Source organism: Nocardioides sp. WS12 (genome assembly GCF_014108865.1).
Taxonomy (GTDB): Bacteria; Actinomycetota; Actinomycetes; order Propionibacteriales; family Nocardioidaceae; genus Nocardioides.
In genome coordinates, this window is record NZ_CP053928.1 from 1,793,977 (window position 1) to 1,806,248 (window position 12,272).

General features: G+C 69.5%; 15 protein-coding genes. 11 read left to right on the top strand and 4 right to left on the bottom strand.

The window, feature by feature from the left end; genetic code table 11:
- Positions 1-49: 49 nt before the first annotated feature.
- Positions 50-1,213 carry an LLM class flavin-dependent oxidoreductase gene (locus HRC28_RS08475; RefSeq protein ID WP_182379677.1) on the top strand — a complete coding sequence of 388 codons (1,164 nt, stop codon included), beginning with the start codon at positions 50-52 and terminating at the stop codon, positions 1,211-1,213.
- Positions 1,210-1,710, top strand: coding sequence for an NAD(P)H-dependent oxidoreductase (locus HRC28_RS08480; protein WP_182379678.1), 501 nt, complete (start codon positions 1,210-1,212; stop codon positions 1,708-1,710). The genes HRC28_RS08475 and HRC28_RS08480 overlap by 4 nt, the downstream gene beginning before the upstream one ends.
- On the opposite strand, the gene HRC28_RS08485 is transcribed toward HRC28_RS08480, so the two are convergent.
- A complete protein-coding gene (locus HRC28_RS08485) occupies positions 1,682-2,611 on the bottom strand; it encodes a DUF4349 domain-containing protein (protein WP_182379679.1) in 930 nt (309 codons plus the stop codon). The genes HRC28_RS08480 and HRC28_RS08485 overlap by 29 nt on opposite strands.
- Before the next feature lie 203 nt (positions 2,612-2,814).
- On the opposite strand from HRC28_RS08485, the gene HRC28_RS08490 reads away from it, so the two are divergent.
- The 9 genes from HRC28_RS08490 (at position 2,815) to HRC28_RS08530 (ending at position 10,112) form a co-directional block, all read left to right on the top strand.
- Positions 2,815-3,750 (top strand): DUF559 domain-containing protein, encoded by a 936-nt coding sequence (locus HRC28_RS08490; protein ID WP_182379680.1) that lies wholly within the window; start codon positions 2,815-2,817, stop codon positions 3,748-3,750.
- Positions 3,747-5,084 carry an FAD-dependent oxidoreductase gene (locus HRC28_RS08495; RefSeq protein WP_182379681.1) on the top strand — a complete coding sequence of 446 codons (1,338 nt, stop codon included), beginning with the start codon at positions 3,747-3,749 and terminating at the stop codon, positions 5,082-5,084. Before HRC28_RS08490 ends, HRC28_RS08495 begins: the two co-directional genes overlap by 4 nt.
- Before the next feature lie 64 nt (positions 5,085-5,148).
- Entirely contained in the window at positions 5,149-5,874 is a 726-nt protein-coding gene (hemQ, locus tag HRC28_RS08500) for a hydrogen peroxide-dependent heme synthase (protein WP_182379682.1), read from the top strand.
- A gap of 184 nt (positions 5,875-6,058) precedes the next feature.
- Positions 6,059-6,508: a cysteine dioxygenase family protein gene (locus HRC28_RS08505; RefSeq protein WP_182379683.1), complete on the top strand. Its 450-nt coding sequence runs from the start codon at positions 6,059-6,061 to the stop codon at positions 6,506-6,508.
- Positions 6,505-6,930 (top strand): rhodanese-like domain-containing protein, encoded by a 426-nt coding sequence (locus tag HRC28_RS08510; RefSeq protein ID WP_237111753.1) that lies wholly within the window; start codon positions 6,505-6,507, stop codon positions 6,928-6,930. Before HRC28_RS08505 ends, HRC28_RS08510 begins: the two co-directional genes overlap by 4 nt.
- A 29-nt stretch (positions 6,931-6,959) precedes the next feature.
- A complete protein-coding gene (msrB, locus tag HRC28_RS08515; RefSeq protein ID WP_182379684.1) occupies positions 6,960-7,361 on the top strand; it encodes a peptide-methionine (R)-S-oxide reductase MsrB in 402 nt (133 codons plus the stop codon).
- Positions 7,362-7,375: 14 nt separating this feature from the next.
- Complete coding sequence (locus HRC28_RS08520) at positions 7,376-7,720, top strand: hypothetical protein (RefSeq protein ID WP_182379685.1); 345 nt, start codon at positions 7,376-7,378, stop codon at positions 7,718-7,720.
- Positions 7,721-7,776: 56 nt separating this feature from the next.
- Positions 7,777-9,000 carry a zinc metallochaperone AztD gene (aztD, locus tag HRC28_RS08525; RefSeq protein ID WP_182379686.1) on the top strand — a complete coding sequence of 408 codons (1,224 nt, stop codon included), beginning with the start codon at positions 7,777-7,779 and terminating at the stop codon, positions 8,998-9,000.
- Positions 9,001-9,017: 17 nt separating this feature from the next.
- Positions 9,018-10,112: a DNA polymerase domain-containing protein gene (locus HRC28_RS08530; RefSeq protein WP_182379687.1), complete on the top strand. Its 1,095-nt coding sequence runs from the start codon at positions 9,018-9,020 to the stop codon at positions 10,110-10,112.
- Between the two features lie 23 nt (positions 10,113-10,135).
- On the opposite strand, the gene HRC28_RS08535 is transcribed toward HRC28_RS08530, so the two are convergent.
- The 3 genes from HRC28_RS08535 to HRC28_RS08545 form a co-directional block, all read right to left on the bottom strand.
- Entirely contained in the window at positions 10,136-10,399 is a 264-nt protein-coding gene (locus HRC28_RS08535; protein WP_182379688.1) for a hypothetical protein, read from the bottom strand.
- A gap of 52 nt (positions 10,400-10,451) precedes the next feature.
- On the bottom strand, positions 10,452-10,985 hold the full coding sequence (locus tag HRC28_RS08540) for a hypothetical protein (protein WP_182379689.1): 534 nt from the start codon (positions 10,983-10,985) through the stop codon (positions 10,452-10,454).
- 68 nt (positions 10,986-11,053) lie between these two features.
- A complete protein-coding gene (locus HRC28_RS08545) occupies positions 11,054-12,169 on the bottom strand; it encodes an ATP-dependent DNA ligase (protein WP_182379690.1) in 1,116 nt (371 codons plus the stop codon).
- Between the last annotated feature and the right edge of the window lie 103 nt (positions 12,170-12,272).

Here is a 12,272-nt window from a genome sequence, read left to right on the forward strand (position 1 = left end):
GCGACGAGCCTCGAAACCTCCAGGCCCTGAAACGAGACGAGAGACACTCATGTCCCTGAAGTTCCACTGGTTCCTGCCCACCAACGGTGGCGACGGACGCCACGTCGTCGGCGGCGGCCATGGCGTCAACCCCGGCCAGGCCGGTCGTCCGGCCGACGTCCCGTACCTCACCCAGGTCGCTCGCGCTGCCGAGGACAACGGCTTCGACGCCGCCCTCACGCCGACGGGCGCCTGGTGTGAGGACGCCTGGCTGAGTACGGCGATGCTGAGCCAGACCACGGACCGGTTGAAGTTCCTCGTGGCGTTCCGCCCGGGGGTCGTGGCGCCGTACCTCGCCGCCCAGATGGCCGGCACCTTCCAGAACCTCAGCGGCGGGCGGCTGCTGCTCAACGTCGTCACCGGTGGCGAGAGCCATGAGCAGCGGATGTACGGCGACTTCCTCGACAAGAACGAGCGCTACGAGCGTTGCGGTGAGTTCCTCGAGATCGTCCGTCGGCTCTGGACGGGGGAGATCGTCGACTTCGCCGGCGAGCACCTCTCGGTCGAGAACGCCCAGCTCTCGCAGATCCCCAACCCGATCCCGGACATCTACTTCGGCGGATCCTCGCCGGCCGCGGGCAAGGTGGCCGCCGAGCACGCCGACGTGTACCTGACCTGGGGCGAGCCACCCAGCGCCGTGGCGGAGAAGATCGCCTGGATCCGCGGACTCGCCGAGGCCGCCGGTCGCGGGCCCGACGACCGGCCGATCCGCTTCGGGATCCGGATGCACGTGATCACCCGGGACACCGCCGAGGAGGCTTGGGCAGAGGCCGACCGCTTGTTGCAGGGGATTGATCCGGAGTCGATCAAGCGGGTCCAGGAGGGCCTGCGTCGTAGCGAGTCGGAAGGGCAGCGCCGGATGCTGGACCTACACAGCGGCAGCACGGCCGACCTCGAGATCTACCCGAACGTCTGGGCCGGAGTGGGCCTGGTGCGCGGCGGTGCCGGCACCGCACTGGTGGGGAGCCACGAGCAGGTGGCCGACCGGATCGCCGAGTACGCAGACCTCGGGATCGACGAGTTCGTGCTCTCCGCCTACCCACACCTCGAAGGCGCCTACTGGTTCGGCGAAGGGGTCCTGCCGATCCTCGCCGAGCGCGGCCTGTGGAAGTACGACGGTCCCCAACGCCTGCACAGCAGCGCCGTGCCGTTCGCCTCGGTGGGTTCGCGATGAGCGCGGCTCGCACGGCCGTCGTGGTCGGGAACCCCCGTCCCGCCAGCCGCACCCTCGACGCTGCCCTGCTCCTGCACCGCGAACTGGTCGGTGGCGAGCCGGACCTGGTGGTCGACCTCGCCACGCTCGGCGCCGGCCTGATCGACTGGTCCGACCCGACGGTCGAGGGGCTGGTGGCCGACGTCGGTGGCGCAGACCTGGTGGTCGTCGCGTGCCCGACCTACAAGGCGACGTACACGGGGTTGCTGAAGTTGTTCCTCGACCGGTTTGCGGTCGGTCAGCTGTCCGGGATCGCCGTACCCCTGATGCTCGGCGGCGGGCCGGCGCATGCGCTGGCACCCGACGTGGGCCTCGCGCCGCTCCTCCTGCACCTCGGGGCCGTCGTACCGGGAGGGCTCTACGTCCTCGACAAGCAGTACGACGACCCCGCGGCCTACGAGCAGTGGCTCGAGAGGACGCGACCGTTGATCACGCGGTTGCTCGCGTCCGCCGCTTGAGCAGCACGCGGGCGGGGATGCCGATCAGCAGGAGCAGGGCGAGCCACGGGATCGCGAAGCCGACCACGGTGAGCACGGCGCCGAAGCCGGAGACGAAGCTGTCCCAGCCGTCGCGCAGGCCACCGAGGAAGCCGTCGGCGGTGTCGTCGTCGGGCTCGTCGGAGTCCTGGGAGGGCTGCTCGATGTAGACGTTGATCGTGGACTGGCTGGTCTGGTCGGCGAGGTAGATCTGCCGGGCGAGCAGGGCGTCGAGTTCGGCCTGGCGCGAGCTCAACTGGCTCTCGATCGTGACGATCTGCTCGAGGCTCTCGGCGCGTGCGAGCAACGCCTCGATGCGGGACACGCTCTTGCGTTGGGCTCGGATCCGCGCCTCCACGTCGACCACCTCGGTGGACACGTCCTGACCTGACGACGTCGAACTGGTCAGGGTCGCGATTCCTTCCAGGTCCAGGGTCGCGTCGGCGAAGCGGGCGCTCGGTACCCGGAACACCAGCCGGGCTGAGGTGACCTCGCCCTTGTCGCCGGTCGTCGTCTCCTGCTCGGCGAGAGTGCCCTGGTACTTGTCGATGACCTTGCGGACCTCGGTGCGCGCATCGCCCACGTCCTTGGACTCCAGCGAGATGGTGCCGGTCGAGATCACGGACTGCCCCGGTACCTCGAGTTGCTTCGCCGGATCGGCATCGGGCGCCGTCGCGGCCGCGTCCTGGGCTTCGCCACCCGCCAGGCTGCCCTGGGGTGCGGCCGGCTCCTCGACAGCAGCGCGCCCTGCATCGTCGCTGCTGGCGCCCACGTCGGCCGTCGAGCGGTCGTCGTCGCCGGATCCCGAGCAACCCGCGGTCGCGGCGATGGCGGCCACGGCCGCGATGGCGAGCAGGAATCGGGTGCGGGGTGTCTTCGTCATGGCGGTACGACGTGCGGCCGTCCCGGACGGTTCCGCTCGGGCGTGAAAGATCGCGCCAGGGCGCGACGTTGTACGCCGATCCGGGTCGAATCGCTGTCGAAACGGCGCCCAGGTGTGATCCTTCACCGCGCAGGCCAGCGCCCGCCCTTGAGGGCTGTGGATGAAGGCAGCGGCAGCGCGCCCACTCATCCATCCTCGACTGCATGCTTGATCCGACCCGGCCCTTCACGCGCGCCGCAGCGCTGGCTGCGGGTCTCACCGATCGCCAGCTCGGTTCCCCGCGCCATGTCCGACTGCACGCGAGCATCTACGTCGACGCGACTGTTGCGCTGACTCCGGCGCTGCGCGCCGAAGCCGCCTTGCTCTCCTACGCGCAGGGGAGCTGGGCCAGCCACGCCACGGCCGCTCGGATGTGGCGACTCCCGATCCCAGCGCTGCCGGAGGAGCACGTGACCGTCGTACGGCGTCAGGACCGCCGCAACCGGGTCGGGATCGTCTGCCACTGTGCGCCGGACGCGACTTCCGACCTGGTGCGTCTGGTCGAGGGCGTGCCGGTGTCGAGCCCCGAGCAGGTCTTCGTCGAGCTGGCGACGCAACTGCCACTCGTTGAACTCGTCGTGGTCGGCGACCACATGGTTCGGCGCGGAATGGTCCGGCTGGACCGGCTGCGGGCTCACTGTGCTCTGGCCCGAGGGAGCGGCTCTGCCCAGGCGCGCACGGCCGCTGCCTATGTGCGCGAGCGCGTGGACTCGCCGATGGAGAGCCGCCTGCGGATGCTGATCGTGCTGGCCGGCCTGCCTGAACCGCTCGTCAACATCACCTACGGCGACGACGAGGGGCTCGCCTTTCGGCGCTACGACCTGAGCTGGCCGGAGGTGCGACTGATCGTCGAGTACGACGGTCGGCATCATGTCGAGCGCATTGAGCAGTGGGAATCGGATCTCGCGCGTCGCGAGGAGATCGATGACGACGGGTGGCGGATCCTCGTCGTGATCGCCAAGGGCGTGTACGCGAGGCCCGACGTGACGGTCGCGAAGATCCACCGCCTGTTGGTCCGGCGTGGCCACCCACGGGTGCCGACCCAGCCGGACCAGGCCTGGCAGCGACACTTCCCGGGCTCTGGCAGTCTGGGCGCGTGAGTCGAGCGGTCGTGGTCGGTGCGGGTGTGGCTGGACTGACGGCCGCGCGCGACCTGGCGATCGCGGGTCACGACGTCCTGCTCCTCGAAGCGACGGATCGGTCGGGCGGCAAGTTGCGCGCGGGCGAGGTCGCGGGGGTGACCGTGGATGTCGGCGCGGAGGCGATGTTGCACCGCCGGCCCGAAGGTACGGCGCTCGCCACGGACCTCCGACTTCCGATCACGCACCCCACGGCCGCGACGTCCCGGGTGTGGACGCGCGATGCGCTGCGTCCGCTGCCTCGCACGCTGATGGGCGCTCCGCTCGACCTCGACCAGCTCGAGGCCTCGGGGATTCTGTCGCCCGAGGGCATGCGCGACGCGCGCCACCAGCACGTCCAGTACCCCACGTGGGACGTCTCGGTGGGCGAGCTCGTCGGCGGGCGCTTCGGGCAGGAGGTCGTCGACCGTCTCGTCGAACCGCTACTCGGTGGCGTCTACGCCGGCCAGGCGCGCCACATCTCGGTGCGGGCTGCCGTGCCCCAACTGGTCGACCTGATCGCGCGCGACGAGTTCACACTCCCGACCCCGCCGGCCGATGCGCCGCCTGTGTTCGCCAGTGTCGACGGCGGCATGTGGCGGATGGCCGCCGCGCTCGAGGCGGACCTGCGTGAACGGCCGGGCGTCGAGATCCGCCACGGCGCCACGGTCACCGCGGTTCGTCGTACCGGCTCTGGCTTCGTGGTCACCACCCCCGCCGGTGACGAGGCCGCGGACCTGCTCGTCGTCGCCACCCCGGCTGCCCCGACCGCCCGCCTGCTCACCGACCTCGCGCCGAGCGCCGCCGAGGAGCTGCGGCAGATCGGGTACGCGTCGGTCGCCCTCGTGACGCTGGCCTTCCGTGCTGACGAGGCCGCCGAGACTCTCGACACCGGCGCGTCGGGCTTCCTCGTCCCGCCGGTCGATGACCGTGCGATCAAGGCATCGACGTTCTCGTTCGCGAAGTGGGACTGGGTCCGGGCCGCCGGGGAGGGCCTGCTGGTGCTGCGCACGTCCTTGGGCCGCTTCGGTGAGGAGGCCTCGTTGCAGGCCGCGGACGAGGAACTGGTCACCGTTTCGCTCAAGGACCTGGCCACTGCCACCGGCCTCTCCGTGGCACCCGTCGACGCCGTTGTGCAGCGCTGGGGTGGTGGCCTCCCGCAGTACTGGGTCGGCCACCTCGACCGCGTCGCCCGCATCCGCGCCGCCGTCGCCGAGGTCCCCGGACTCACCCTCTGTGGCGCGGCGTACGACGGCGTCGGCATCCCCGCCACCATCGGCTCCGCCCATCACGCGATCGCCGACCTGCTCGCCTGACCCGCGAAGTGTGGGAGTTGGGGGTGCGAAGTGCGGCAGTTGGGGGCGCGGCACAATGGAGGCCATGTCCGACCCGCAGGCCCACATCCAGTCCAACGCCGCGAAGATCAACGAGCTCAACGAGTTGATCCGCTACACGATGTGGTCGGTGTTCCGCCTCGACCGCACGATCGGTGACGACGACGTCGCCCGCAAGGGCGAGGCCGCCGAGGTCGAGGCCCTCATCGCTGAACTGGCCGCCGAGGACGTCGTCGTCCGCGGTGTGTACGACGTCGCGGGCCTGCGTGCCGACGCCGACGTCATGGTGTGGTGGCATGCCGAGTCGAGCGACGCGCTCCAGGCGGCGTACCACCGTCTGCGTCGCACCGCCTTCGGCTCGCGACTCGCGCCGGTGTGGTCGCAGATGGCCCTGCACCGGCCGGCGGAGTTCAACCGCAGCCACCTGCCGGCGTTCCTCGCTGACGAGCGGGTGCACGACTACGTCTCCGTCTACCCCTTCGTGCGCTCCTATGAGTGGTACCTCCTCGACGACGCCGAGCGCCGCGGGCTGCTCGCCGAGCACGGCAAGATGGCCCGCGGTTACCCCGACGTGCGTGCCAACACGGTCCCCAGCTTCGCTCTCGGTGACTACGAGTGGATCCTCGCCTTCGAGTGCGACGACCTGTCCCGGATCGTTGACCTGATGCGGCATCTGCGCGGCTCCGAGACGCGTCGCCACGTCCGCGAAGAGGTGCCGTTCTACACCGGTCGCCGCGTCGAGGTCACGGACTTCATCAACCGCCTGCCGTAGTTCACTTGCAAAGTGCATTGACTTAATGCACTATAGGAACATGTCCGACCGCACTGCAGCCATGAACGTCGTCTCGCGCGACGCGCTGTCGTGTTGTCGCTGTTGTTGATCGCCCTCATCCCCGATCCCAGCAGTCGCGTCCGGCCCCGACAGGGTGGCCGACGCCGTTCCGAGAGACGCCCCGATGACCCAGCTTGCTGTCCTGTCCCTGCTCGAGGTCGTGCGTGAGTACGCCGCCGACCCCGACCTCAACTACCTGATCGACCCCGACCAGCCCGAGCGCTCCTGGCTGCGGATCCACGCCGCGCAGGAGTACGAGGTCTGGCTGATCTCGTGGCCGCCGGGGGCTTCCACCGACTGGCACGACCACGGGGCGTCGTACGGCGCCTTCACCGTGCTCCAGGGTTCGCTCGTCGAGCACACCTTCGATGGTGGCTTGAAGCTCAACGACCTCGAGTCGGGTGACGCCAAGGCATTCGGCGCCGGCTACGCCCACGATGTCCGCAACGAATCGGACCTGCCGGCGTTGTCGTTGCACGTCTACTCGCCGAGACTCTCCACCATGACCCGCTTCCGCTTCCGTGGTGACCGCCTCGAGGTGCTCGGCGTCGAGCGCGCCGGGGAGGAGTGGTGACCGCGCTCGCCGGGTTCGCCCCCGTCGCGCAGCAGTACGACGGCATCGACGCGATGCTCGACGACGCCCGCTCCCGGCTCGACCGGGTCAGCGCCCGCGCCGCCTTCCAGGAGTTGATCGGTGGGGACGCGCTCCTTGTCGACATCCGGCCCGCCGCCCAGCGAGAGGTCGAGGGCGAGGTCGCGGCCTGGCTGCCGCTGCGCGTGATCGAGCGCAACGTGCTCGAGTGGCGCTTCGACCCCCGCAGCGACGCCAGCATTCCGGAGGCGTCGTACGACCGTCGGGTGATCGTGCTCTGCCAGGAGGGCTACACGTCCTCGCTGGCCGCCGACGCGCTCCAGCGGATCGGCATCCGCAACGCGACTGACGTGGTGGGCGGGTTCGCAGCCTGGCGCGATGCCGGGATGCCTGTTTCCGGTTGACGGCCTGACCCGCTGGGTACGCTCGTGTCATGGCATATGAGGTGGAGAAGACCGACGAGGAGTGGAAGGCCGAACTCACTCCCGAGGAGTACCAGGTGCTGCGCAAGGCCGGCACTGAACGCGCGTTCACGGGTGAGTACACCGACACCGAGACCAAGGGCGTCTATCGCTGCAAGGCGTGTCAGGCGACCCTGTTCGAGTCGGACACGAAGTTCCACTCCGGCTGTGGCTGGCCGAGCTTCTACCAGCCGATCAGCGACACGATCGAGTACATCGACGACTCGACCTTGGGCATGAAGCGGACCGAGGTGCGCTGCGCCAACTGCGGCTCGCACCTGGGCCACGTGTTCCCTGATGGCTACGGCACACCGACCGGCGACCGCTACTGCATCAACTCGGTCAGCCTGACGCTGGAACCCAAGGACGCCTGATCGCGTCCGCGGGAGTGCCGCCCCATCGGCCCGCCGCCGGTGGCGGCGGCGCGGCCCGAGGACTGGCAACCGTCGCTTTCGTCCTGTCTCTCGGGGGCGCCCTCGAGGCGGCCTGGATCCTGTTGCTGGGGTTCACGGCCGCTTCGCAGTGCTCGGCCGCGAACGAGGTCGACCCGGCCGCGTATCTGGTGCCGGCCGTGGTGCTGCTCGCCATGCCTGTCGTGACGGCACTCCTCCGGTGGCCGTGGAGGCAACCGCCGCTGGCCGCGGTGATCATCGCGCTCGTCGTGGTGTGCGGTCTCGACTTCCTGGGGGCGGGTTGGAGCTTCGTCGCCATCTTCTTCACGGACGGCTGCTGACAGGGGAGCGGGGCGTCGGCTTGACGTGACTGGACTTGAACATGAGAATCGTTCTCATGTTGATCAAGTCCAGTGCTCTCGCGCTCCTGTCCACCCTCGCCCTCGTCGGCTGCGGCACCGAGGAATCCGCTCCCCGCTCCACTGACACGACCCCTGCTGCGGACGCGTCCGCGACGGAGGTGAAGGCCCCGGCGCCCCGGCTGGCGATGACGTACGACGGCGGCGTGGCCGTCCTCGATGCCGCCACCGGTGACGTGCTGCTCGACGAGAAGATCGACGGCTTCGTCCGGCTCAACCCTGCCGGCGACGACCGTCACCTCCTCGTCGCTGCTGCCGGCGGACTGACCGCCCTCGACCTCGGGGCGTGGACCGATGACCACGGCGATCACGGCCACTCCTGGACGACCGATCCGCGACTGACCGACTTCACAATCGCTGCCGAGGAGCCGGGCCACGTGGTGCCGCACCACGGCCGTACGACCGTCTTCGACGACGGCACGGGCATCGTCACCGCCTTCGACCCCGCGGACCTGTCTGCTGACGGCCAGCCCGAACTGGACACCTGGACCCTCGATGAGGCCCACCACGGCGTCGCCGTACAGGACGGCCACGGCAACCTGATCCACACGGTCGGGAATGCGGAAACACGCAGCGGCATCCGGATCATCACCGCTGCGGGGAACGAACTGGCCGCGTCCGACGAGTGCCCGGGCGTCCACGGCGAGGCCTTCGCCGGCGACGTCGCGCTGTTCGGGTGCCAGGACGGCGTTCTCCTCGTGGACGGACGCGAGATCACCAAGGTCGAGGCGCCTGACGCCTATGGCCGGATCGGCAACCAGGCCGGCCACGAGACCTCGCCGTACGTCCTCGGGGACTACAAGGTCCAGCCCGACGCCGAGCTCGAACGCCCGACCCGGGTGTCGGTCATCGACACCCGCAACGCGTCGCTGCGGCTGGTCGACCTGCCGGCGAGCTACAGCTTCCGCTCCCTGGGGCGCTCGTCTGACGGGGACGCGCTGGTCCTCGGTACCGATGGCAACCTGCACGTCATCGATCCCGCCGAAGCTGCCCTGACGAACTCGATCCCCGTGACCAAGGCCTGGCGGGAGCCGACCGACTGGCACGAGGCGCGCCCGACGCTGCAGGTCATCGGCGACCTCGCGTACGTCACCGAGCCGGCGACGAAGCAGATCCACGTGATCGACCTCGCGGCCGGCAAGGTCACGCGGAGCATCGACGTGGCGCAGGCGCCCAACGAGTTGAGCGGCGTCGTGGGCTGACCCTCTAGGCTCGCCGCATGGCGAAAACCGCGGCAGCCATGGTGCAGGCCGGCGAGCGCGAGGTCCGGGTGTCGAGCCCGGACCGCGTGATCTACGAAGCGACCGAGCGGACGGGCGAGGTCACCAAGTTGATGGTGGCCGAGTACGTCGTCGCGGTCGGCGACGGCCTGATGCGCGCGTTGCGTGAGCGCCCGACAGCGCTCGAACGGTGGCCATCCGGAGTCCGCGAGGGCTTCCGGTTGGCCACCGGCCCGCGTGACAACGATGCCGAGGGTTTCTACCAGAAGCGCGTCCCCAAGGGGGCTCCCGACTACCTGGAGGCCGTCGAGATCACGTTCCCGTCGGGCCGGACGGCCGAGGAGATCTGCCCGACCGAGCTGGCGGTGCCGGTGTGGTGCGCCCAGATGGGCGCCCTGACGTTCCACCCCTGGCCGGTCCGGCGTGCCGACACCGATCACCCCGACGAGTTGCGGATCGACCTCGACCCCCAGCCGGGTACGACGTTCGGTGATGCCGTGCGGGTCGCGGATCTTGCCCGGGAGTTGTTCGAGGAGCTCGGCCTGCGCGCCTACCCGAAGACATCGGGCAACCGCGGCGTCCACGTCTACGTCCGGATCGATCCGCGTTGGGAGTTCACCGACGTGCGGCACGCGGCGATCGCGTTCGGGCGGGAACTGTCCCGACGCGATGATCAGGTCACGACCGCGTGGTGGAAGGAGGAGCGGGGTGAGCGGATCTTCGTGGACTTCAACCAGAACAATCGCGACCGCACCATCGCGTCGGCGTACTCCTTGCGGCCGCTGCCCGGTGCGCCCGTCTCGACGCCGATGACGTGGGCCGAGCTCGCCGGGGTCACGGACCCCAAGGACTTCAACCTCTTCACCGTGCCCGAGCGGATGGCCGACGGCGACCCGTGGACGAGCATCGACGACGAGTCCTTCTCGCTCCAGCCGCTGCTGGATCTCTGGGACCAGCAGGTCGCTGACGGTGCGAGCGAGCTCAACTTCCCGCCGGACTACCCGAAGATGCCGGGGGAGCCGCCGCGGGTGCAGCCGAGCAAGAAGGTCGCCGAGCACTGGGACGAGCAGGGCAACCGGGTCGAAGGGACCTGATCGGGCAGGAGTCGGTCGGAGAGTCAGTCGAGGCCGCGCACCACGGCGACTTCGCAGAGTCGGGCCAGATCGCCCCGCACCCGTACGTCCAGGGACGTGGTCAGGTCGTCGAGGAGCAGGTGGACGGCGCTGCGCGTGGTCCGGCCGGGGTGGGGCAGGTCCAGCTCCGGGATCAACCCGACGACGTACTCGCACAGGTCGATGACCTGGTCGCGCTCAGCGGCCGGCAGGCGCGCGCCCGCCAGCACCTCGTAGAGGCGGACATCGAGGGTGTGCAGGGCCGACATGACTGATCAACGACGCGGCCGCCGTTGCTGTTACGCCTTGCCGTTGGGCACTCTAGGAAGCGTCGTGTTCGAGCAGGTGCAGGACCGGTACGCCGAGCTTGCGTCGCGCGCGCGAGGTCCAGTCGACGTGGAAGAACTCCGCCACCACGTGGGACCGGGTGAGGATGATCGCCTCGCGGCCATCGACCTCCTTCACCTTGCGGATCAGTGCATCGACAGCAGAGTCGGTGACCACGGTGCCGTCGCCGACGTTGGCGCCGGCAGCGGTGAGTGCATCGGAGGTGGTGGCCAGGTCGCGCTCGGCCTGGTCGCGGTACTCCGTCCGCAGGTGCTCGATCTCGTCCGGCGACGGTGTCATCGGTGCGGCCATCAGGTCGGCGCCACCGATCACGCCCAGCGAGGCTTCGACCGCTGCGGCGGCATCGGCCATCGGCAGCAGCACGTGGTAGACGACCTCGATCGTCGGGTCGTCGTCGAGTTCGACGTGCAGCGCGCGAACCTGGGCCGCATCCACAGGTGTCAGGGCCTGCTCCACGAGGAGGACGACGTCGTACTGCTCTTGGGCGGGTGTGGCGTCGGTGCTCATACAACCATCCTGCACCCCTGGTCCCTGGCGGTCGAGGAATTCCCTCGTTGGTCGAGCTTGTCGAGACCTCAGCCCCCGAGCACGTCGGCGAGGTCGTACTTCACCGGCTGCTCGAGTTGTTCGTAGCCGCAGGACTCCGGGTCGCGGTCCTCGCGCCACCGCTTGAAGTGCGCGGTGTGGCGAAAGCGCCGGCCCTCCATGGCGTCGTACTTCACCTCGATGACGCGTTCGGGTCGCAGCGGGGTGAAGGACAGGTCCTTGCCGCTGCTCCACCGGCTCTGGGTGCCGGGCTGGCGGCCGGGGTTGGCGACGAGGAACTCTTGCCAGCGCCCCCACGGGTGCTCCTCGATGGCGCAGACCAGGGGCTGCAACTCCTGCCAGAGTTCGGCCCGTCGGGCGGCGGTGAAGCTGGCGCTGACGCCGATGTGCTGGAGTTCGCCGTCCTGGTAGAGCCCCAGCAGCAGGCTTCCGATCAGCGGCTGTTCGGGGGTGCTGGTCTTGTGTTCGCGGTAGCCGGCGAGGACGACGTCGGCGGTGCGCTCATGCTTGATCTTCAGCATCGTCCGGGCATTGGGGGAGTACGGCGCACTCAGCGGCTTCGCAATGACGCCATCGAGACCGGCGCCTTCGAACTGGTGGAACCACTCCTGCGCGACGGCTGGGTCGGTGCTGGTGCGGGTCAGGTGGCAGCGGGCGTCGGGCTTGTCGGCGAGGCCGCCGAGCGCCTCCTCGAGCGCCTTGCGTCGCTCGACGAACGGTCGCTCGAGGTAGGACTCGTCGCCGAGCGCCAGCAGGTCGAACGCCACGAAGGCTGCCGGCGTCTTCTCGGCCAGCATCGTGATCCGCGAGGCAGCCGGGTGGATCCGCTCCTGCAACACCTCGAACTGCAGACGTCCCTTGCCGTCCTCGCTGTCGAGCGCCACGAAGATCTCGCCGTCCAGGACGCACCGCTCCGGCAGTTCGGCTCGCGCCGCCTCGACGAGTTCGGGGAAGTAACGGGTCAGCGGCTTGGTGTTGCGGCTGGCCAGTTCCACCTCGTCGCCGTCCTTGAACAGGATGCAGCGGAACCCGTCCCACTTCGGCTCGAAGAGCAGTCCGATCGGGTCGTACTTCGCCGGATCGGGCACGCCCGACACGGCCTTGGCGAGCATCGGCTGGACGGGCGGCATCACGGGGAGGTCCACAGCACCTCAGACTAGTCAGCACTCCGACATTCATCGGAACGTCCGGATCTCGACGCAGGACGTCCGAAAACCGCGTGCCGCCGGACGATCGAGCGCCCTAGGT